Annotated in this window: 21 protein-coding genes, 2 tRNA genes, 2 pseudogenes and 1 riboswitch; of the genes and pseudogenes, 19 read left to right on the forward strand and 6 right to left on the reverse strand. The window is 55.4% G+C overall.

The window, feature by feature from the left end; genetic code table 11:
* Positions 1–21 precede the first annotated feature (21 nt).
* Positions 22–194, forward strand: a pseudogene (locus E308F_RS16840) (cell wall hydrolase); the annotation flags it as partial.
* On the opposite strand, the gene E308F_RS05820 reads toward E308F_RS16840, so the two are convergent.
* Positions 147–1,406: a competence/damage-inducible protein A gene (locus E308F_RS05820; protein WP_141263946.1), complete on the reverse strand. Its 1,260-nt coding sequence runs from the start codon at positions 1,404–1,406 to the stop codon at positions 147–149. The pseudogene E308F_RS16840 and the gene E308F_RS05820 sit on opposite strands and share 48 nt — an antisense overlap.
* Before the next feature lie 51 nt (positions 1,407–1,457).
* On the reverse strand, positions 1,458–1,589 hold the full coding sequence (locus E308F_RS16640; RefSeq protein ID WP_256370593.1) for a hypothetical protein: 132 nt from the start codon (positions 1,587–1,589) through the stop codon (positions 1,458–1,460).
* 243 nt (positions 1,590–1,832) lie between these two features.
* On the opposite strand from E308F_RS16640, the gene E308F_RS05825 reads away from it, so the two are divergent.
* Positions 1,833–2,996, forward strand: coding sequence for a trypsin-like peptidase domain-containing protein (locus E308F_RS05825; RefSeq protein ID WP_141263947.1), 1,164 nt, complete (start codon positions 1,833–1,835; stop codon positions 2,994–2,996).
* 182 nt (positions 2,997–3,178) lie between these two features.
* On the opposite strand, the gene E308F_RS05830 is transcribed toward E308F_RS05825, so the two are convergent.
* Positions 3,179–4,681, reverse strand: a complete 1,503-nt coding sequence (locus tag E308F_RS05830; RefSeq protein ID WP_141263948.1) for an amino acid permease — start codon at positions 4,679–4,681, stop codon at positions 3,179–3,181.
* Positions 4,682–4,794: 113 nt separating this feature from the next.
* Between E308F_RS05830 and E308F_RS05835 the strand changes: the two genes are divergently transcribed.
* From E308F_RS05835 to E308F_RS16720, 3 genes are all read left to right on the forward strand, one after another.
* Positions 4,795–6,531 carry a M1 family aminopeptidase gene (locus E308F_RS05835; RefSeq protein WP_141263949.1) on the forward strand — a complete coding sequence of 579 codons (1,737 nt, stop codon included), beginning with the start codon at positions 4,795–4,797 and terminating at the stop codon, positions 6,529–6,531.
* 71 nt (positions 6,532–6,602) lie between these two features.
* Positions 6,603–7,571 carry a polysaccharide deacetylase family protein gene (locus E308F_RS05840; protein ID WP_141263950.1) on the forward strand — a complete coding sequence of 323 codons (969 nt, stop codon included), beginning with the start codon at positions 6,603–6,605 and terminating at the stop codon, positions 7,569–7,571.
* 74 nt (positions 7,572–7,645) lie between these two features.
* Positions 7,646–7,734, forward strand: a riboswitch (cyclic di-GMP riboswitch).
* Positions 7,735–7,803: 69 nt separating this feature from the next.
* The gene (locus E308F_RS16720) at positions 7,804–9,594 is read left to right on the forward strand and encodes a methyl-accepting chemotaxis protein (RefSeq protein WP_141263951.1); all 1,791 of its coding nucleotides are present in this window, start codon (positions 7,804–7,806) and stop codon (positions 9,592–9,594) included.
* A 38-nt stretch (positions 9,595–9,632) separates the two neighbouring features.
* Here E308F_RS16720 and E308F_RS05850 read toward each other — a convergent pair whose 3' ends face one another.
* Positions 9,633–9,794, reverse strand: a complete 162-nt coding sequence (locus tag E308F_RS05850; RefSeq protein ID WP_141263952.1) for a DUF1540 domain-containing protein — start codon at positions 9,792–9,794, stop codon at positions 9,633–9,635.
* Between the two features lie 185 nt (positions 9,795–9,979).
* Here E308F_RS05850 and E308F_RS05855 point away from each other — a divergent pair, with 185 nt between their 5' ends.
* The 8 genes from E308F_RS05855 (at position 9,980) to E308F_RS05890 (ending at position 16,572) form a co-directional block, all read left to right on the forward strand.
* Positions 9,980–10,468, forward strand: a complete 489-nt coding sequence (locus E308F_RS05855) for a chemotaxis protein CheW (RefSeq protein ID WP_141263953.1) — start codon at positions 9,980–9,982, stop codon at positions 10,466–10,468.
* The gene (locus E308F_RS05860; RefSeq protein ID WP_141263954.1) at positions 10,465–12,513 is read left to right on the forward strand and encodes a chemotaxis protein CheA; all 2,049 of its coding nucleotides are present in this window, start codon (positions 10,465–10,467) and stop codon (positions 12,511–12,513) included. The genes E308F_RS05855 and E308F_RS05860 overlap by 4 nt, the downstream gene beginning before the upstream one ends.
* On the forward strand, positions 12,497–13,549 hold the full coding sequence (locus E308F_RS05865) for a protein-glutamate methylesterase/protein-glutamine glutaminase (RefSeq protein ID WP_216364459.1): 1,053 nt from the start codon (positions 12,497–12,499) through the stop codon (positions 13,547–13,549). The genes E308F_RS05860 and E308F_RS05865 overlap by 17 nt, the downstream gene beginning before the upstream one ends.
* Before the next feature lie 113 nt (positions 13,550–13,662).
* The gene (gene flgM / locus E308F_RS05870; protein ID WP_141263956.1) at positions 13,663–13,956 is read left to right on the forward strand and encodes a flagellar biosynthesis anti-sigma factor FlgM; all 294 of its coding nucleotides are present in this window, start codon (positions 13,663–13,665) and stop codon (positions 13,954–13,956) included.
* On the forward strand, positions 13,953–14,327 hold the full coding sequence (locus tag E308F_RS05875; protein ID WP_141263957.1) for a flagellar protein FlgN: 375 nt from the start codon (positions 13,953–13,955) through the stop codon (positions 14,325–14,327). Before flgM ends, E308F_RS05875 begins: the two co-directional genes overlap by 4 nt.
* 81 nt (positions 14,328–14,408) lie before the next feature.
* Complete coding sequence (gene flgK / locus E308F_RS05880; RefSeq protein WP_141263958.1) at positions 14,409–15,830, forward strand: flagellar hook-associated protein FlgK; 1,422 nt, start codon at positions 14,409–14,411, stop codon at positions 15,828–15,830.
* Between the two features lie 20 nt (positions 15,831–15,850).
* Complete coding sequence (locus tag E308F_RS15770) at positions 15,851–15,991, forward strand: hypothetical protein (RefSeq protein ID WP_172613848.1); 141 nt, start codon at positions 15,851–15,853, stop codon at positions 15,989–15,991.
* Positions 15,992–16,254: 263 nt separating this feature from the next.
* The gene (locus E308F_RS05890; RefSeq protein ID WP_141263959.1) at positions 16,255–16,572 is read left to right on the forward strand and encodes a zinc-ribbon domain containing protein; all 318 of its coding nucleotides are present in this window, start codon (positions 16,255–16,257) and stop codon (positions 16,570–16,572) included.
* A gap of 69 nt (positions 16,573–16,641) precedes the next feature.
* Here the strand turns inward: E308F_RS05890 and E308F_RS05895 are convergent, their stop codons facing one another.
* Entirely contained in the window at positions 16,642–17,724 is a 1,083-nt protein-coding gene (locus tag E308F_RS05895) for a coiled-coil domain-containing protein (RefSeq protein WP_141263960.1), read from the reverse strand.
* 140 nt (positions 17,725–17,864) lie between these two features.
* Here E308F_RS05895 and E308F_RS05900 point away from each other — a divergent pair.
* From E308F_RS05900 to E308F_RS16120, 4 genes and pseudogenes are all read left to right on the forward strand, one after another.
* Positions 17,865–17,940, forward strand: a tRNA-Ala gene (locus E308F_RS05900).
* A 13-nt stretch (positions 17,941–17,953) separates the two neighbouring features.
* A tRNA-Val gene (locus E308F_RS05905) sits at positions 17,954–18,028 on the forward strand.
* Positions 18,029–18,165: 137 nt separating this feature from the next.
* Complete coding sequence (locus E308F_RS05910; protein WP_141263961.1) at positions 18,166–18,549, forward strand: nucleotidyltransferase family protein; 384 nt, start codon at positions 18,166–18,168, stop codon at positions 18,547–18,549.
* 188 nt (positions 18,550–18,737) lie between these two features.
* Positions 18,738–19,042 (forward strand): annotated as a pseudogene (locus E308F_RS16120) (hypothetical protein).
* Between the two features lie 380 nt (positions 19,043–19,422).
* On the opposite strand, the gene E308F_RS05920 reads toward E308F_RS16120, so the two are convergent.
* Positions 19,423–19,770, reverse strand: coding sequence for a helix-turn-helix transcriptional regulator (locus E308F_RS05920; protein WP_141263962.1), 348 nt, complete (start codon positions 19,768–19,770; stop codon positions 19,423–19,425).
* A 776-nt stretch (positions 19,771–20,546) separates the two neighbouring features.
* Between E308F_RS05920 and E308F_RS05925 the strand changes: the two genes are divergently transcribed.
* Together E308F_RS05925 and E308F_RS15775 are read left to right on the forward strand one after the other, a co-directional pair.
* The gene (locus E308F_RS05925) at positions 20,547–20,786 is read left to right on the forward strand and encodes a helix-turn-helix transcriptional regulator (protein ID WP_141263963.1); all 240 of its coding nucleotides are present in this window, start codon (positions 20,547–20,549) and stop codon (positions 20,784–20,786) included.
* Between the two features lie 199 nt (positions 20,787–20,985).
* A complete protein-coding gene (locus E308F_RS15775) occupies positions 20,986–21,147 on the forward strand; it encodes a hypothetical protein (protein WP_172613435.1) in 162 nt (53 codons plus the stop codon).
* Positions 21,148–21,204 lie beyond the last annotated feature (57 nt).

Genomic DNA, 21,204 nt, shown 5'->3' on the forward strand with positions numbered 1-21,204 from the left:
GAGATGGTAATTATTTGGACGGCTACCCATGATGCTTTAAATGAATGGGACCCCAGCAACGGTGCCTTTTTTTCTTTAATCCTGCCACAGCCACTAGTGCCTGGATCTGGACGCGGCCCCAGATAACCCGGATTGGGGTCAAGTTGCTACGAACCAGTGGGGCTGGCCAAGTTACCCCGCAGGCTCTTCCATAAATGATAAAGAGCGCTCTGGGTAGACTGCCACTTGATGTTTTCCCGTTCACCGACAAAAAGCTCCCGTTGTACTTCTACCTTTCCCTGGATATCCAACCCTATATAAACCAACCCTACCGGTTTAGCCGGGGTGCCGCCGCCGGGGCCGGCAATGCCCGTAATGCCAACGCCGATATCCGCTGCAAAAGCCCGGCGTACGCCCCGGGCCATGGCGGCGGCAACTTCGGGGCTGACGGCACCATGAGCGGCCAGGGTTTCCTCCTCTACTCCAAGAAACTTTATTTTAGCTGCATTACTGTAAGCAACCATGCCGCCCAGGAAGTAATCGGAACTCCCGGGGATATTGGTTACCCGGTGGGCCAGCAGGCCCCCGGTACAGGATTCCGCTATGGCCAGGGTCAGGCGTCGCTTTGCGAGGATGGCGCCGACGACCCCTTCCAGGGTATCATCGTCGCTGCCAAAGAGATGCTCACCCAGGCGTTCTCGGATGGCTGTTTCCAAGGGCCGGATTAATTCCCGGGCTTGTTCGGCGCTGCCGGCCCGGGCTGTCAGGCGTAAGGTTACCTCGCCGGGCGCGGCCAGGGGTGCCAGGGTGGGGTTGTCGCCGTGGAACAGGTCTTTAATGGCTTCTTCCACCGCAGATTCTCCCATCCCGACAATCTTCAGCACCCGGGAAAAGATAACCTCCCGTCGGGCACCGTAGGGTTCCAGCAGGGGCAAGAGCCGGTCCGCCACCATGGGTTCAAACTCCCGCGGTGGTCCCGGCAATAAAGCATAGATCTTGCCCTCATGTTCCAGGAAAACACCGGCTGCCGTGCCATAGGGGTTATTCAGGGCCCGGGCTCCGGCCGGGAGCAGGGCCTGCTTCAGGTTGCTGGACGGCATGGGTCGCTGGCGGGCGGCAAAATAACGGATGACGTTTTCCCGGGCGGCCGGGTCTTCCACCAGGGGTAAATTCAAGGCTGCGGCCAGGGCCTCGCGGGAGAGGTCGTCTTCCGTCGGTCCCAGGCCGCCGCTGACGATGATCAAGTCGGCCCGCCGGCGGGCGTTATCGATAGCTTCACGGATGCGCTCCAGGTTGTCGCCGACTACCACCTGGCGGTAAAGGCTGATGCCGGCCGCTGCCAGCTGCCGGCTCAAATAGGCGGCATTGGTATTGATTATCTGGCCCAGGAGCATTTCCGTACCGGTGAAAATGGCTTCAGCGAGCAAAGGAAACCTCCTCCCAAACTAAAAGAGCGCCCAGGTACTGGCGCTTAAAGTTTAATGGACAGTTTCAGCAGCTGCACTTGTGGGTCCGTGTTCCGCGGCGGTGCCCAGATTATTGACGGCAGTTACTAGGAAACCCAGGACCAACCAAGCGGCCAGGAAAAGTACTATTTGCCACTTTTTCATATTGCCCCCCAACCTTTCTGTGTTGCAGCTTTCACTCCCGCCAACAAGTATACCAGAGGCTTTTACCAGTTGCAATGGCAGGAATGCGGCTATATAATGCTGGTTGAAAGAAACTTTTGTTCCAACACAAGTTATTCTTATGGTGTGAGTAAATTTCTTAAGTTTTTCTTAGCTTGTCTTAAACATTTTTTTAAATTTCTATTTTATAATTATCCCAGGAAGAAAGGATAGGAGGTATGAAAAATGTGGCAGCACTCAGGTAGAGCTAGAATCACCGTCCTGGCGGTTTTATTAATCTTCCTGGCCGGGGTGGCGGCAACAGTAGGTTTTTACCAGATCACCGGAGCGGCGGCCGGAACCCAGCAGCCCTTATATCAGCACGCAGTGGCTGCCAGCGACGCGGTATCAGCCAGCATCCCGGCGGGACTGGGGCCGGAGGCTATTGCTGACATTGTGGATAAAGCCGGCCCGGCAGTGGTGCGCATCGATACGATTACGGAGACGCGGGTGGCCAGCCCCTTTAACGACCCCTTTTTCCGGCAGTTTTTTGGCGACCAGTTTGATATCGGTCCCCAGGAACAGCGCGGGCTGGGTTCGGGTTTCATTATTTCCCCGGACGGCTATATCCTGACCAATCAGCACGTCATTGACGGAGCCAAGCAGGTCAAAGTAACCGTTGTTGGTTATGATAAACCCTTTAATGCCAAGGTAGTGGGCGCCGATGCCCCCCTGGACCTGGCTGTCCTGAAAATCGATACCGGCAAGCCGTTACCTTATCTAACCCTCGGTGATGCCGATAAGGTTCGCGTTGGTGAATGGGCCATCGCCATCGGCAACCCCGATGGCCTGGACCATACAGTAACGGTGGGCGTTATCAGTGCCAAGGGCCGGCCCATCGATGTCCAGGACCGACATTATGAAAACCTGCTGCAGACAGATGCTTCTATTAACCCCGGCAACAGCGGTGGCCCCCTGCTAAACCTCAAGGGTGAAGTGATTGGTATCAATACCGCCGTTAACGCCAGCGCCCAGGGGATCGGTTTTGCCATCCCCAGCAGCACAGTACAGCCGGTCCTTAATGACCTGATGAATAAAGGCAAAATTGCCCGGCCCTGGCTGGGAGTAGCCTTGGCCACGGTCACGCCGGATATAGCCGAAATGCTGGGCCTGCAGACTGCCGAAGGGGCCCTGGTGGGTCAGGTAGAGGCCGGCAGCCCGGCGGCGAGGGCGGGTATTCAGAAATATGACGTGATCTTGCAGCTGGATGGCCAAAAGATAAAGGATGCCAGTGATCTGGTAAATAAAGTCCAGGCCCTGAAGATCGGCCAGCAGGTGCAGCTCCAGGTCTTCCGCCGCGGCCAGCTGCTGGATATCAGCGTTGTCCTGGGCGAAAAGCCGAGCCAGTAAGCGTCCAATCACAGGTGACGCCAGGTAGAAAGGCAGAGGTTAGAAAAAAGGAAGCCATGTGGCCCAGAAAGGCCGGGTTAGACGGCACCATTCAGCGTGGTCCGGACGACTGAAACCCCGGGAGTGATTTCTCCCGGGGATTTTTATTTTTCTTACAGGCGGTAGTGTCTTTCGGACCATGGCTATTTTCGCCGCCAGGGCAGGCGCAGGCGCAAAAACAGGGGCGCCAGGGCCGGACGGGAGATAAAAAACGGCCGTGAAGGGGAAAAAGGCCGCGGGTTCGGCCGGGGAAGGGGTGACGGTTCTACCCTGGCCAGGACGCTGTGGTGGCGGCTGTAAGCAAAATAAACCACCAGCCCCAGGGCCATCCAGATGGCGAAACGGATCCAGGTTAAACGGGGTAGGTTGAAGAAGAGGTAAAGGGCAAAGGCCATGGTCAAAAGGGACGTCCAGGGCATGAAGGGTACTTTAAAGGGCCGTTCCAAATCGGGCCGGGTGCGCCTTAAAATGAGTACACCCAGGGAAACGATGAAAAAGGCCGACAGGGTACCGACATTGGCCAGCTCGGCGATAAGGCCAATGGGCAGCAGGCCGCCGATGAGAGCGATAAAGGTACCGACGACTATGGTTGTCAGCCAGGGAGTATGGTAGCGGTGGTGGACCCGGGCAAAAAAGGGGGGCAAGAGGCCATCGCGGCCCATGGCCATAAAGACCCGGCTCTGGGCAAAGATGGTTACCAGGAGGACGCTGGTCAAACCGGCCAGGGCGCCAGTGCCGACAATTAGCGAGGCACCCCTCACACCGGCAGCCAGAAGACCGGTAGTTACCGGGGATGGGGTATTGAGCTGGGTGTAGCTTACCAGGCCGGTCAGGACTATAGTTACGGCGATATATAATAAGGTAGAGATGGCCAGGGAGCCGATGATCCCCCGGGGCAGGTCTTTACTGGGGTGGCGCACTTCTTCGGCCGCCGTAGAAACAGCGTCAAAGCCGATATAGGCAAAGAAGATAATGGCTGCACCGTGGATGACACCGGGGATGCCAAAGGGGAGAAAAGGACGCCAGTTGGCCGGGTTAAGCCGGGGAATGCCCAGTGCCAGGAAGGCCAGGATTACCAGGATTTTGATGGCTACGATAATTTTGTTAGTCCTGGCGCTGGTAGTTGTGCCCCTTATGGCTACCAGGGTCATGAGGGCGGTAATGAGGATGGCCGGCAAATTAATGAGGCCGCCGCTGGCAGGAGAATTTACCAGGACCGCAGGCAGGGCAATCCCCACGGACCTTAGCATATCAGTGAAATAACCGCTCCAGCCGGCAGCCACCGCCCCCGAGGCTACCATGTACTCCAGGATCAGGTTCCAGCCGATAATCCAGGCAATAATTTCACCTAAAGAAGCATAGGCATATGTATAGGCGCTCCCGGCCACCGGGATCATGGCGGCCATTTCGGCGTAGACCAGGGCCGCCAGCCCGGCGGTAATGCCGGAGAGGATAAAGGAAAAGACCAGGGCCGGGCCGGCATAATTGGCCGCCGCTACTCCAGTCAGGACAAAAATACCAGAGCCGATTATAGCTCCTACTCCCAGGGCGATTAATTCCGGCGTGCCAATACTACGTTTTAACTTTTCATTGTCCCGGCCTTCCTGCATAAAGTCTTTAATGCTTTTAGTCCGCCAGATACTCACCCGGCTCCCCCCTTAAAAAGTGCTTAAACTTATTATGCACCTGACCTTTTTGCCTATGCGTGTGGCAGGAGAAAGGGTGGTGTTGTCGAAATAAAGGGCAAGGCGGTGAAGCGATGCCCAAAAAGATCCTCACCGGTGCCCTTATTGGCCTGCTGGCCCTGGTCATTTTTTCCGGCCCGGCAGCAGTGCCGGGGCCAATTCAATCCCTGCCGGAGATCATTGTTAAAGAGATCACATTTAAAGAGGTGGTCCTGGACCCGCCACCCCTGGAAGCAGGGGGGCATATACTGGTATCGGCGGGAGATTTTTTACCCCTGGCCGGCGGCAGTGCCGACTGGTACAAGAACAGGGGTATTTTACGGGGAAGCAAAGGAGCTGCCGTAGCCGCCGGCAGCCTGGCAGCCGAGGTCGATGGAGTACCCCGGCGGCTTGACGTGGCCCCGGTCCTGGTAGACGATAAGCTTTACATACCCTTAAACCTGGCTCTGGAGGTACTGGGACTGCCTGACGCCGGCAGAATGGGAGCTGCTCCAGAGCAGGAAAGTACTGATATACGCCTCCCTCCCCTCAAGGGTCGGGCCGGCCTGCATTTCCGTTATTATCCCGTGTATGACCTTCAGGCCAGGTACGATCCTGCCAGGGGGCAGCTTGCAGGTGAACTCCTCCTAGCTTACCAAAATCCTTATCTTGTACCTCTGCGGAAACTATATTTCAATCTCCCGGCCAATGCTCAGTATGGTAATGGAGCGAAATTAACAGTTAGCAGGGTTTATATAAATAACCGGCCCGTTCCCTTCAATTCCCGGGGTAGTTCCCTGGAAATATTTCTGCCCTTGAACCTCGCTCCCCGGGAAACCCTTTTCCTCTCCCTTTCCTTCACTACCCAGGTACCGCCAGGGGCAGCGCGCCTGAGCCGCAACGGGGACCTTCTGATGGCAGCCGGCTGGTACCCAATCCTTGCCCCGCGTACCGGCGATACCTGGACAGGGGTTGCCGGTACATCCTACGGTGACCCATATTTTGCCGCTGATGCCTATTACCGGGTGCGCCTGGCTATGCCCCCCGGTTACCAGGTCCTGGCCAGTGCCCGGGAAACAGGGCGGCAGGAAGGGGGTGATTGGACCGTCTGGACCTTTAACAGCGAGTACCCCATCCGGGAATTTGCCTTTACGGCCGCTCCTGACTTGCAGTTTACCACCCGCCAGGTGGGAACGGTCCAATTGGTGACAGCCGCCCGGGATGAGCAGGCAGCGGCCGCCCTGGAGGCAGCCGGCCGGGCTTTAGAATTTTTCCAGGCAATTTATGGACCCTATCCCTACAGCTACCTGCACCTGGCTTTTGTCCCCCTGGATAACCTGGCCGGCATGGAATACCCGGGCTTTATTATTTTAAGTAACCGCAAAAATTATAGTCCTGCTACCGTTGTCCATGAGGTTGCCCACCAGTGGTGGTACAACTTGGTGGGGAACGATAGCATCCATGCGGCCTGGATTGACGAAGGCCTGGCCGAGTACAGCACTCTCCTTTTTTACCGCCAGCGCGATCCGGTCCTTTACCAGGCTAAACTGGCCGAGATCGGGCGCCTGGCGGAACAGACAGCTCAACCTATTAACTTATCCCTTGAGGAATATGGTAATGAGCAGGTCTACCGCCAGGCCGTCTATAACCGGGGAGCCATATTCTGGTTGGAGCTGGAAGCTGTCGCCGGTACAGCCAGGCTCCAGCAGGCCCTGGCTTATGTCCAACGTTATTACCGCTATGAAATCGTCCCTCCGCAAGCTATGATTGCTATTCTTACATATTATGGCAAACTGGCGGCAGCCAATTTTACGTCATATTTACGGAACTAACGGCCCTGAAAAACGTCTAATAAAGTAGAAAGTACTGCATGAAAAAAAGCGGGCAGGAGGGGCGAACCGGTATGAGCCAGGCAGGTAAATTTGTGGTGGGGCACTGGCCCTGGGTGGCCAGGATTGGCAGGTACCCGCGGGCGATCTGGCCGGTTGCGTTGCTGCAGCTGGGGTACCTGGTGGTAATAGCTGCTTTAATGGCGGTTGTAACCACCATTGGCGGTGCCGGCTGGCTTCAGTCTGGAACTGCCGGGCCGGAGATAAGCTCCCCGCCTTCTCCAGAACATTACCAGATGGCCGGTGGCGATCCGGGAATGTCTATCGCCCCTGTTGAACCCGTGGCTATACCGCCACCCCCACCCCGGCCGGCGCCGGCCGCCCCGGAGCCGCAGTCCCAACGCGGGCTCCAGCCTCTGCGCCAGGTACCGGAGGCCGGCCGCCGGGTGGCCCTGACCTTTGACGACGGCCCTTTTCCCCGGTGGACAGGACGTTATTTAGCCGTACTGGCAGCTACCAGAACCCAGGCCACTTTCTTTATGGTCGGGCGACAGGCTGAAGCCCACCCGGAGCTGGTCAGGGCAGCCCTGGAAGGCGGCCACGAAATAGCCAGCCACTCCTGGCGTCATGCCAACCTGGGAAAGGTGACCCGGGCTGAAGCTGAGGCCGACCTCCGCAAGGCGGCTGCCGCCCTGGAGAAAATAAGCGGCCGGCCGGTAAAATATTTCCGTCCCCCTTATGGCGCCATGGGACCCAATTTGCTGGCTGCAGCAGCCGGGCTGGGCACCCCAACAGTTACCTGGAGCGTAGATCCCCGTGACTGGTCCAATCCCGGCCCCGGGGCCATCGTCCAGCACGTCCTGGCTAATGTCCGGGATGGAGGCATTATCCTCCTTCATGAAGGCCGTCCCGGCACCTTGGTGGCCCTGCCGCTCCTGATTAAGGGGTTACGGGATAAAGGCTATGAACTGGTAACCATATCCGAGCTGATAGCCCGGGGCGAAAAAACCGGTAATAGTACTACTGCCGTGGAAAGCCAATAGGAGAACTTCTTAATTGGTATATCTTGCATAATAATGGCTTCCTGCGTTATAATTAAGGCGAAAATAGAAAAAATTCCCCGAAAAGGCAAACCTGCCGAAAGGCAGGGGCGCAAAGCTACAGGGTCTAAAGCCCGGCTACGGGCCAGGACAGCCAGTTGCCGCGGGTGGGACGGGGCTACCCAGGGGGTAGCTTTTATTATTTATTAACCAACCGGAGGAGGGGTTTCCATTTATGCGTTTGCACTTATTTAAAAAGAAAGGCCGGGCAGGGCAACCGGCGGGTCAAGAGCCGCCCGGATTACCCCGCCCGGTAAAGGCCCGGGTAGGTTTTTTCAGCCGCTGGCGGCTGGGAAGGAAATTAACAGCCGGCTTTATCCTTATCATTATGATTTTTGTTGCCGTAGTGGTCTATGTCAATTTTAATCTCCAGCAGGTAGACCGGCTTTCCCGGGAAGTAACCCTGGCCCATGAGCAGAACATGCTCTTTACCGAGATGACCAACGCCGTGTGGGATGCCTACCGCCGGGCCACCGATTACATAATCAATGGTTCCCAGACCCATGTGGCGGCCTTTGACGACGCCATGAAGCGTTTCAATGACGCCCGCGCCCGGCTGGAACAACAACAACTCGACAGCCAGGTGGCCGGGTATCTCGCGGCCATGACCCAGGCTGCCAAGAGTTTTACCGATACCTTCAAGAACAGCATCGTCAACACCAGCCAGGAAGACCGCATGGCGGCCCTGCCTATTTTGAGTTTCCAGATGGGGGCCTCCCTGGATAACATCAACAATATCGCCAACCACATGGCCAAAGGAATGATCGATAAAAACACCCTAGCCGAAAACCGGCTAACGGCCGCTGTGACGGGAGCGCGGGCAGTACTGGTAAGCGGCCTTCTCCTGGCTCTGATTCTGGGGCTGCTGGTAGCATGGTTTATCAGGCGCATGGTCGGTAAATCCCTGGGCCAGGTAGCTGCCTACGCTACGCGGATCGCCGGCGGTGATCTCACTGCCGAACCCCTTCAAGTTATAACCAACGATGAGGTGGGCAAGCTGGCCGCTGCTTTTAACACTATGGGAGAAAACCTGCGCCAGCTTATCGGCCAGGTGCGGGAGATGACTAACCAGGTGGCCGCGGCCAGCCAGGACCTGGCCCGCATGTCCCAGGAGCTGGGGGACGCCGCCCGCCAGGTGGCCGCCACCACCCAGGAAATGGCCAAAGGCGCCGAAGACCAGGCCCAGCAGGTCAGCGAGACGGCGGCCGCGACTGACGCCCAGGTGACCAGGGTGGAAGAAGTCCATCGCAACACCGAGGATATGGCAGCCGCCTCCGACCAGGCCGCAGCTAAGGCCAGCGAAGGTGCCCGGGCGGTGGCCGAAGCCACCCAGCAAATGGAGGCCATCTCCATGCGCATGGAAAGCCTGGCCGGGGCTGTAGAGGAGCTCGGAGCCCGTTCCCAGCAGATTGGCCAGATTGTAGGTGTTATCTCCGGCATTGCCGAGCAGACCAATCTCCTGGCCCTGAATGCGGCCATTGAAGCGGCCCGGGCCGGGGAACAGGGACGCGGCTTTGCCGTCGTTGCCGATGAGGTGCGGAAACTGGCCGAGCAGTCGGCCGAAGCCACCAAACAGATTGTCGGCCTGGTGCAGGAGATCCAGCGGGAGACGGAGCGCGTGGTCAACAGCATGGCCGAAGGCTCTAAGGATGTCCGCCAGGGTACGGAAGTGGTGGGCCGTACGGGTATGGCTTTCGCCGCCATTGAACAGTCCATCCAAACCCTGGTAAGCAAGATCAAAAATGTAGCTGTTAAGGCGGAAGAAATGTATGCGGGTTCCCGCCAGGTCAAAGGACGGGTCGAAAGTATAGCCGCCGGTATTGAAGAGATGGCTGCCAGCACCCAGCAGGTTTCCGCTTCCACGGAAGAGCAGACGGCAGCCGTGGACCAGATCAGTCAGGCGGCCCAGCAGCTGGCCGTTGCCGCAGGTAACCTGGAAAAGGCGGTGGCCCGGTTCAAGCTATAATAGTGCCTGTCTACGACTTTTTGCTCCCGCCTCCTGTTTCAGACGCGGGCCTGGAAGGTTTCACACTCGGTATCGCGGTCGTTGTGGGCGCTGGAGGTATTTGGCGTTCCTTGGACGGCCACGGTAATACTGTCGGCGTGGCAGTTGCCGTCCTGCCAGTAGATGCAATTGGCCACCCGGCACTTGACTTGAGGAGGCATATTCATTGCTCCCTCCATTATTTATAATCAGGGCGGGGAAACTCAGTCTGAACGACCGGTTACTCGGAATCAGGTTTTGCCAGCAACTTTAGCCTGGCCAACGGAGATAAAAATATACCTGCTTTTAAAGGAATTTCCCTAGCAATGCAGAATTTACCTGTGAGATAAAGAGGGGTGGGATACTTATGGCAACGGAAACAGCAGCGGAAATCCAGCTGGTTGTTTTCCAGCTGGCCAGTGAAACTTACGGCGTTGATATTAACCACGTCCAGGAAATCATCCGCATGCAAAACATTACCCAGATTCCTAGGACCCCGGCTTTTATCGAAGGGGTAATCAACTTACGCGGCCGCATCATCCCGGTGATTGATCTCCATAAACGCTTTGATCTGCCACGGGCCGACATCACGAATAATACCAGGATTATGGTGGTGGAACTGGGGCGGGTGACGGTGGGCATGATTGTCGATTCCGTTTCTGAAGTGTTGCGCCTGCCGGCTACCAGCATTGAGCCGCCTCCTCCCATGATAAGCGGCATTGATGTAGCCTATCTCAAGGGTGTGGGCAAGTGGAATGAGCGGCTGATTATCCTCCTGGATCTAGAGCGGGTGCTGCGTGAGAGCGAGCAGCGCCAGCTGGAGCAGGAAATAGCTGCCGGAGTGGATGCAAGATGAGCGAGCTGGACATGTCTCAGTACCTGGGTATTTTCCTCGATGAAGCCGGGGAGCAGCTCCAACAGCTGGATGAAGCCATTGTCAAGCTGGAGCAAACCCCCGATGACCTTGACCTGCTAAACACCATCTTCCGGGCGGCCCATACCCTGAAGGGATCTTCTGCCTCCATGGGTTTTAACCGTCTGGCCACCCTCACCCATCGCATGGAAAACGTGCTAGAACTCTTACGCCAGGGGAAGCTTTCCGTTTCCCGGGAGATCATTGACATCCTCCTGGCCAGCCTGGATAGACTGCGGCTGTTAAAAGACAGCATTGCTGCCGGCAACGGAGAAGAGGGCGAGGTAGAAGATATAGTTGCCCGCCTGGAAGCCGTTCTGTCCGGCGAGGCGGGAGCCAGTCGTCGGGAAAAGGCACCTGGCGACGAGGCCCTCACCCTCGACGATGTTGAGGAGAATGTCATCCGCGCAGCTCAGGTGAAAGGGTTTCAGCCTTATGAGATCCGGGTGCAGCTCGAAGAAGGTTGCCAGATGAAGGCGGCCCGGGCTTACCTGGTATTCAACAATCTCAAGGACGCCGGTGAGATTATCAAAAGCGTCCCCCATACCCAGGACCTGGAAGCCGAAAAATTTTACGATACTTTTACCCTGCTCATTGTCAGCCGGGAAGATGCCGACACCCTGGCCAATATCGTCAAGTCTATATCAGAAATTAAAGATGTAACGGTGCGGCCTATCGTCCTCGCGGATGAACATGAGGCGGCAGCGGCCGTCCCTGCCGCCGACAAGGGCATGGATGCGCCTGGCGCCAGGGCTAATGGCCGGACAGGGGAGCTGCGCGTCACCCAGACAGTACGGGTAGATGTCCAGCGCCTGGAAAACCTTATGAACCTGGTCGGTGAACTGGTCATTGATCGCACCCGCCTGGCCGAAGTGGGCAACGGGTTAAAAGCCCGCCTGGGCAACGAAGAGCTCCTGGAAACCCTGGAAGAAGTCTCCCTGCACATTGGCCGCATTACTTCCGACCTCCAGGAAGAGATCATGAAAGCGCGCATGTTTCCTATTGACCAGGTCTTCAACCGCTTCCCCCGCATGGTCCGGGATCTGGCCCGGAAGGCCGGCAAAGAGATCGACTTTATTATTGAAGGCCGGGAAACGGAACTGGACCGCACGGTTATTGAGGAAATCGGCGATCCCCTCATCCACCTGCTGCGCAACGCCATCGACCACGGCATTGAAGAGCCGGCAGCCAGGCTGAAAGCCGGCAAGCCTCGCCACGGCACGGTTCGCCTGCGGGCCTTCCACCAGGAAAACCAGATTGTCATAACCGTAGAAGACGACGGCGCCGGTATGGACCCGGAAAAGATAAAAGCCAGGGCCGTGGCCAGGGGGCTGATCAGTCGTGAGGCGGCCGCCAGGCTTGGTCCCCGGGAAGCCCTGGATCTCATCTTCCTGCCGGGCCTTTCCACCTCAGATAAGGTCACCGATGTTTCCGGCCGCGGTGTGGGCATGGATATTGTTCGTAACCATCTGGAAAAGATCAACGGTACCATTGACATCCGCACCACCCCCGGCCGGGGGACGTGTTTCACCATAAAGCTGCCCCTGACCCTGGCCATTAACCGTTCCCTCCTGGTCCAGGCCGGCGGGCGAGTCTATGCCTTCCCCCTGGCCAATGTGGTCGAAATTATCAGCATCACCCCGGACGACATCCAGTACGTCCATCGCCAGCAGGTGGTAGTCGTACGCGGCCGGGTGCTTCCCCTCATATACCTGGGTCAAGCCCTGGGCGTGGCCGGGGCTGTACCGGCGGGGGAAAATTATGCCGTAGTTATTGTCGGCCTGGCGGAAAAACAGATCGGCTTTATTGTCGACAACCTTATCGGCGAGCAGGAGATTGTCATCAAGTCCCTGGGGAATTTTATCGGTAAGATACCGGGCATTGCCGGGGCCACCATCATGGGCGACGGCAGCGTGGCCCTGATCTTGGATGTCCGCAGCCTGGTGAATGACCTGGGGGTGGAGGCTAGCCGTGAACTGGCCAGTTAAGGTACTGGTCGTTGACGATTCCGCCTTTAGCCGGCGGTTGCTGATTGACATCTTAAAAGCTGACCCCGGCATCCAGGTAGTGGGTTATGCCCGTAACGGCAGGGAAGCCCTGGAAAAAGTCGCTTCCCTGCAGCCCCAGGTGGTAACCCTGGACCTGGAAATGCCGGTCATGGACGGCCTGACGACACTGAAAAACCTAATGGCCAGCACTCCGGTGGCCGTCATCATGCTTTCCGCCCATACGGCTGCCGGGGCTGAAGTGACCATTCAAGCCCTGGAGCTGGGTGCCGTAGATTTTGTCCTGAAACCGGTAAAACCCGGAGACATAAAAGACCTGGCCAGGATCCTGCCGGAAAAAATTAAGGCTGCGGCCAGGGTGCCGCTAGGGCGTCTCTGCCGGGGTAAACCTTGCCGGGAAATTATCCCGGCACCTTTTATTTCTCCCCGGCGGGACAGTGTAGAGGTTGTAGCCATTGGCACCTCCACGGGAGGGCCGGCGGCGCTGCAGCAGATCCTGACTGCCCTGCCCGGCGACCTGCCTGCCGGCATCGTAATTGTACAGCACATGCCCCCTGGCTTTACCGGCCCCCTGGCCCGGCGCTTAAATGAGCTGGCGGCCCTGGAAATCAGGGAAGCGAGGGCAGGGGATGTTGTCCGGCCCGGACTGGCCCTCATTGCCCCGGCAGGTAAACAAATGCTCCTGGAACGGCACGCCGGCAGCGTCCGGGTGCAGCTGGCTGAAGAGGCTGAAGTGCCCACCCTCTTTAAGCCCTCAGTAGACGTGCTCCTGCTCTCCGTGGCCAGGATATACGGCAAAAGGAGCCTGGGGGTGATACTTACGGGTATGGGGAACGACGGCGTCCGCGGCCTCAAGGCTATTAAGGAGCTGGGCGGCCAGGTTTTAGCCCAGGATGAAGAGACCTGTATCGTCTACGGCATGCCCCGGGCAGCGGTGGAAGCCGGCTTGGCCGACCAGGTCCTGCCCCTGCCGGCCATAGCCGGGGCTATTGTATCCCTGGTTGCGTCGCGCCCTTAATTTCCTGTACTTGCACTGGATATTTACCTGTTCCCGGCCGGGTAAAGATCATTGCTAACTTACCGATATAAAACTTATATAAGCTGAAAAACACCGAACAGGGGTGTAAGAGCTTGAAGATTACAGGACAGGGACCGGTAGTATCCTGGAACCGGGTGCGTGCAGCCTACCAGCAGTCTGCCGGCGTTAAAGGGCAGGATCGAGTGGATAAAGCTCCCGCGAGCGCCGACACCGTCCAGCTATCGGCCGGAAGCAAGCTTATCCGGGAATTAAGGACCCACCTGGAGGAAGTAAATGATACCCGGGCCGGCCGGGTAGAAGCCATCCGTGCCGCCGTAGCCGCAGGAACTTATAACGTATCGCTGGAAGAGTTGGCCGGCGCCATCTTGAAGGAGATAGGCCGGTGAGGGAACTGGCAACAGTGTTGCAGGCAGAGCTGGATGTAGTGCGGGAACTGCTGACAGTTTGCCGGCAGGAGCAGGACGCCTTGGTGGCTGACAATATAACGGCCATCCGGGAAGCAGCCGGGAGAAAAGGAGAATTGGCCCGCCGCCTGGCGGTCCTGGAAGAGGAACGGCAGCAGGTGATGGCCGGCCAGCCTGGTACACAGGAAATAGAAAAACTGCGTGACCTCTTGAGGCAGGCGGTGCGGGAACTCCAGGAAGCCAACGAGACGAACCGCCTGCTGGCGCGTCAGTCCCTGGCTTATGTGCAGAAGATGCTGGCCTTGCTGATGCCGACGGTCCCTGCTCCCGTTGTCATGGACCGGTTGGTGTAGATAAAGTACTTGCCCCGCATCTTGAGGGCGGGGTTTTGCCGGCTTGGCTGTGATTAGTTCCGTAGTAAAGGGTGAAGAGCAGTGCCAGGAACATTTTTTGGCTTTAACACTGCCCTGCGCGGCATGCAGGCCCAGCAGCGGGGCATTTACACGACTGCCCACAATATCGCCAACGCCAACACCGAGGGCTACACCCGCCAGCGGGTGGTTCTGGCTACCCTGCCAGCCTATCCCGTCCCATCCATGAACCATCCCGGCGGCCAGGGCTGGCAAATCGGCACCGGTGTCGACAGCCAGGAAACTCGCCGTATGCGGGACGAATTTTTAGACACCCAGATCCGCCGGGAAACCGGAACCCTGGGGCAGTGGGAGCAGATCCAGGATGTCTTAGAGCAGGTGGAGATTGTCTTTAACGAGCCTTCAGACACCGGCCTGAGCACTCTGATGAGCCAGTTCTGGGCCGCCTGGCAGGAACTCTCCAAGTACGCCGAAAGTTCCCCCGTAAGGACCACAGTAGTTGAAACGGCTAACGCCCTGGCGGAGGCCTTTAACCACAGCGCCGCCCAGTTAGAAACGATTAAGAACGATATTGACCAGACTATTGAATTGAAGGTCAAAGAAATAAACTCCCTGGCCCAGCAGATAGCGGATCTAAACGGGCAGATCAAAAATATCGTCACCGTCGGTGACCAGCCAAACGATCTGCTGGATCAAAGGGATTTGTTGCTGGACAGGTTGGGTAAGATGATTGATTTTACTGTTACTACATCTAGTAACGGCACCATTACCATTACATTAGGTGGTGGAGGAAACTTAGTAGAAGAGGTAGATGGCAGTACTACCATTCATAAACTTCAATCTTCAGGTTCAGATGTTAGTTGGGTAGAGGAGGACACTCAACCACCTTTAACTATTTCTAATGGCGAGTTGTTTGGTTTACAAAAGGTCAAGAGTGAAGTAGAAACCTATTTAACAAATCTAGACACTCTGGCCGGCGAACTGGCAACGGCAGTGAATAATGAACATAAAAAAGGTGTGGATTTATCCGGAACAGGAGGAGAAGATTTTTTCGTTGCTGAGGATGGAGGCTCGATTACAGCAGCCAATATCCAAGTAAACCCTAATATTCAAGCTGATGTTACCAAAATTGCAGCAGCAACCGCCGGGGGTGGGCCAGGCGACGGCAGCATTGCCTTGGCCATAGCCCAACTGCAACATAAGTTGATACCAAGTCTTTCCAATGCCACCTTCGACGACTACTACAAAAACTTCACCGCCAAGTTGGGCGTCGACGCCCATGAAGCCGTCCGCATGACCACCAACCAGGGCGTCCTGGTGGACCAGCTAACCAACCGTAAAGAATCCATCTCCGGTGTCTCCCTGGACGAAGAAATGGCTAATATGATCCAGTACCAGCGGGCTTACGAAGCCGCGGCCAGGATGATTACCACCCTGGACGCCATGCTTGATAAAATCATTAACGGCATGGGGGTAACCCGTTAACCGGAGGATAAAAGCGGCAGGTGGACGTATTAAAACACTGCAACCTCTGTCCCCGGGCCTGCGGGGTTAACTGCCTGGCCGGTGAACGCGGTTTTTGCCGGGCCGGAGATCTGCCGAAGGTAGCTAAAGCATTTCTGCACGCTTACGGCTGCCGAATATGAAACAGTCCTCGACTACTTTGAAAACCTTGGCCTTGAAAATGGCTATTATCAGGAGCTAGAGACAGCTACAACGGCCTATATCCCTGAATTTTAAGATTACAGGTTTAAATGGAGTTGCAAAATTTTAGGAGGTACGCTATACTAAAAGAGCCTCTAAAGAACGTTGGCCTGGCCTACTACTAACTATCTCCCCTGGGATAGCCCTGGTAAGTATGGTACATGCCCGTTAGCTTTAGGGAGACTATCTTGTGGGGAGAAGTAAGATGTTTTATCAGGACAAAACCTTGACCTGCAAAGAATGCGGCAAAGAGTTTATCTTTACGGCCGGCCAGCAGGAATTTTTCGCTGAAAAGGGTTTTACCAACGAACCGTCCCGGTGTCCCGATTGCCGGGCCGCCCGGAAAGCGCGCCAGGGCGGTAGCCAGAGGCGCAACGATTTCCGATCCGGTCCCCGGCAGATGTACAGGGCTATTTGCAGCCAGTGCGGTTCCATTACGGAAGTGCCTTTTGAGCCCCGTGGCGACCGGCCGGTATACTGCCGGGAGTGCTACAACAGTATGAGGGTCAGAAATTACCGTTAGCTTGGGAAGCCTCCGAGGGGCTTTAGATGAAACCCGGCTTGGCACTGAAGCCGGGTTTCGTACTGGTTGTTATCTTTCCAGGATCAGTACCATCTTTCCCGGTTCCAGGGATATATTTTTAAACTTTAAACCATAATCCGGGGGCGGTAAATTCAGGATCAGCTTGTCCCGCGGCAGGAGCTCGGTCCAGGTGGAGGGATCAAGGGGCAGGCCGGCGAAGGCCACATTTTGCGGGGTAAATAGGAGTTGGTGGGGGCCATAAACCTGGAGGGTACCCTGGATCTCAAAGTCAGGTCCCGGTATTTTTATAACTTCACCTGGCAGGAACAGGCGGATGTCCCGCAGTTGTTCTTGCGAACCCAGTAGGGTTTTATTGAGGTTTTGCTGACTGAAGGCAGCTACTACCTCGCCTCGGTCTAAATTAACCTGAATAGAATCCGGCCGTAAGCTTCGCCAGGGCAGGGCTGGCAACTGTTGCAAAAGATATTGCAAAGCCGGCAGGGCTCCGGCCCAGGCTTTCTCCAGGGCCAGCAGGTCCCGGGCCCAGGTGGTATTTTGCTGGCGCAGGGCTTTAAGCTTCTTTTCCTGTTCTTCCTTTAGTGCCGCCAGATTTTTTTGAGCCGCCAGGCAGGCTTCCCGGGCCAGTTGCAGTTCCCTTTCTTTGGCCGCCACCAGGCTGCTTTTTTCCCGGGCCAGGCTGGCCAGGGCCAGGTTATGACGGACGATACCGAAGAAATGACCGGCCAGGTGCTTTAATAATTCCCAGCGGATAAAAAAATCAGGCAAGTTGTTACTTAAAAAAGCAGCCGTTATAAAGGGAGAAGAGCCATAGATGTAAAAAAAGCGTAAACTGCGGCCGAAATCCCGGCGCCCGGCAGCCAGATCAGCCTCCGCCCGGTCCAGTGCGGCCCGGGCAGCCCGCAGCTCTTCCTGGACAATTTCCAGGCGTTTTGCCAGCTCCTGGTTCTCGGCAGTGATCTTTTGTAAGCGCGCGTCCAGGCGCAGGATATCCTGCAGGATACGGCTTTCCTGGTTCTGGCTGTCCTGAAGGCGCTGCCGTAAGGCATCTTTTATATCCACGGCCCCGGAGGCGGGAATATTAACGGCCAATAAAAAAAAGAAGATCGTCAGCCAAACTATCCGGCGGCGCATTGTTTTCCCTCCCGGTTATAATATTCGCCAGGCAAGGGCTAAATCCTGCTGTCGATGGAAAAAGATGTAAAATTTATCCATTAAGTCGACCTTGACAGGCTTATGCGAAAAGATTATAATAAAACCTGCATTGATAGTAAGGGCGTGTAGCTCAGTTGGGAGAGCGCTAGAATCGCACTCTAGAGGCCAGGGGTTCGAATCCCCTCACGTCCACCACAAGGTTTTATAGGGGCGCGTAGCTCAGTGGGAGAGCGCTTGACTCACATTCAAGAGGTCGCAGGTTCAATCCCTGCCGTGCCCACCAGGATAGTTAAGCAGTTTCAAGGGCTTCAAGCATCGTGAACAGCTTCCTGTTAGGAGAAACAGGAAGCTGTTCACATTTTGTTCACCTGCAACCCAGGGCCGGCAGTCATGAGTTGCCGGCTACAGGGGGGCTAAAATATGGGTACCCAACCTGACGAACTGGCTGCTTATTATGCGAAAAAATACCCTTTGACTTTTACCGACGATTATTCAAAAACTGACCCTTTCCTAACCGAGCTTTATAGGGAAGCCTGGCAGGTTGCTGTCCGAGCTGCGGCCATATTAAAAGAGCGATATGGTGCCCAAAAAGTGGTGGCCTTCGGCTCTTTGGTTGATCGATCCCGCTTTTCGCACTGGTCCGATGTTGACCTGGCGGCGTGGGGCATCCCGGACAACCGGTTCTACGCCGCAGTGGGGGCGGTGACGGGTCTTAGTGAAAAGTTTAAAGTTGACCTAGTTGACCCGGAAGACTGCCGCGCATCTTTACGCAGGGCTATAGAAAGCGAAGGGGTTGAGCTATGAAAAAGAAGTACCTTGCCCTGGTCGGCCGCATCCGAGAGGAGCTCGCTGAAATCCAGCAGGCCGTCGACCGCGCCCGAACCGGATAGGAACGCTATCAACTTACAGGCGATGATTTTTACCTTGACAGCGTAGCTTTTAATCTTCACAGCTTTTATACGGGGCTGGAGAGGATTTTTGAACTAGTTGCCATCAATCTGGAGCAAAGTAAGCCGGAGGGGCAAAACTGGCATCAGAGCTCTTGCACCAGATGGCGGTTGAGATTGAACTGATACGTCCCCCTGTCATCTCCAGGGAAACCAGGAACAGCCTGGATGAATACAGGGGCTTCCGTCACGTTGTGCGCAATATATATACCTTCCGTCTTTCTCCTGCCCGCATAAAGCCTTTACTGGATAACCTTGCGGAAGTTTGGGAGCGCACAAGAAGGGAATTAGAAAGGTTTCTTCTTTTCATTGAAGCAAGGGGTAATTTCATTGAGGAGATGCCTCTATGACGGAATTGGACACGCTTACCGAGGTCGACCTCCGGCAAGTTTGGGGTAATGAAGCAAAGGATTTTACCCCGTGGTGAAATCAAGCCCTCTGGGGGATTACCAGAGGGCTTAGTATTTGCTTCTATGGCAACCGTGTAGCAGCGATATCCCCCAAAATTGATACTCACCCCGCATACTCCTCAAATCTATGGCGATATTACGGAAGTTCTCATTAAGACCAGCAATAATAGCTGGCGAAAAATTGAAAAATACCATGGGCAGAAACTTACTATAGAGGAGATTCGTGCTCTGCAGTCCCATCGGTGATTATGCCGTGTTTCTAGGGGGATTACTTGCAAACAGCACACTTGGACGGAAATGAAATGGGAAGGTTTAAAGAGTTACGGTAAAACATCGTCTGAGACCTGGAGCGCGGCGATAAAGGCGGCGATGTTCTTGGCCGGGACGCCGGTCCGTTCGGCCAGTAGTTTGACCAGCGGGTCGTCGGCCAGGGAATAATAGTTGGCCAGGGGTAAATGGTCGGTGGCTTTACCGAGCCCTACCAGCTCGTCCAAGGAAACACCAAAAAGCTGGCCAAGTCTAATCAGCGTCTCCAGGCCTGGCTGCTTTGTCCCGCGCTCCCAGTTGGCTACGGTGGGACGCTCTACGCCGACCATCTTGGCCACATCTTCCTGCCGCAGGCCCCTCCGCTGGCGTAACTGCTTTAGAGACTCCCCGAACTTCAGCACGATTATCACCACCTATCTCAATAATTTGCTTCTAGCTTGTTAAATCTTCTGCTCTCTTAGATTTTCATTTTTTATGATGAGGTCCAAGAGGGCAGATGAAGCCTAGTTATTGTGATAATGCGGCATCGCAAAACGAAGGCCTATGTGAGTTTTACCCGTGGCTTGTATGATATGACCAATGGTTAAATTTCCAGCTGCTCATTTATGTTTTTGTAAAAAGTGTTTGATCCTTGCGGTACCTTTGGGACAATCACGGTAGAACCGATAGCGGGGCAGTTTCATCACCTCCTGCACTACCTACTGCCTTTTTACACTTTGAGACAATAACATTTCCAATTCAGGGTCTTGATATTTTACTGCGAGCCTAGGTTTCCAATGGAAACATTATATGCATAGAATCCCGCCCTTACTTAAAATATAACCTATGGAGAACGCTCGCTCACAGCGGAATATTAATAAAGGGACAGTTTAGCATTATGATTAGGATGAAAAACCGTCCCGGAGCTGCAACATAAATATACTTATCCAATTATAACCTTTTAGAAGTGTTGTGAGAAACCCTTTTAAATCACAGCTGGCCGCAGTAGTGGTGCCATTGCTAATAAGGATACGAGGCCGGTTGCCGAACACCTGCCACTAGAATTCATGAGCCTTCATCGTTCGACAAGATTTTTATGTGGGCAGCCATCTTCTATTGACAAGTTCCCAAAAGAGCACATATAATGTTTCCTAAAGGCACAAAAAGGCGAGTGATACGCCTGAAAAGGAGGCAGCCGATGCGCACTGCCCTGCGCAAGGCGCGGCTCAAGGCCGGCCTGACACAATCAGAACTGGCCCACCAGGTGGGGTTGAGACGTGCTTCCTACACCAATATTGAGAAGGGGCACAAAAACCCTTCCGTGAGTACCGCTCTCCGCATCGCCCGGGCCCTTAACCGACCGGTTGAGGAGCTCTTTGCCGACGAGCTCTATGCCTTCCATGGTGCTCGGAGCGGGAGAAGGGCGATGGGCGGTTGATCGTCGGGAGTAAATATTGCCATTGCTGCCGCTGATTATGCATCTGGCCGCGGTCTGGAGCAACACCTTGGAGCCGAACCATGCGCTGGACTTCGGCATCCTCACCCTTAAAATAAAGTCCTGAGCTTTTTAAATAGGGTAACAGACTGGGCAACGTCGACTGCTAGAAGTCGTTGGACATCTTAAGGGGGAGCGAAATATGGTTGATGGCCCATTAACTGAAGAAGAAATTAACGAGCTGTTAGCTGCGTATGAAGAACTAACAAGCCGGATTAGAGAGGGCAAAGTTCTACCGCTCACGGATCTGTCTATACAGGAAGAAACGGTGAATAAGAATAATAAGAATTATTCCTGGGAATAAAGGGTGTACATTTTTGTGAGTAAGCCAGGTAATACCAAAAGTTAAAAAGGTTGTTAT

The organism is Moorella sp. E308F, from assembly GCF_006538365.1.
In the GTDB taxonomy this organism is placed as follows: Bacteria; Bacillota; DSM-521; order Neomoorellales; family Neomoorellaceae; genus Neomoorella.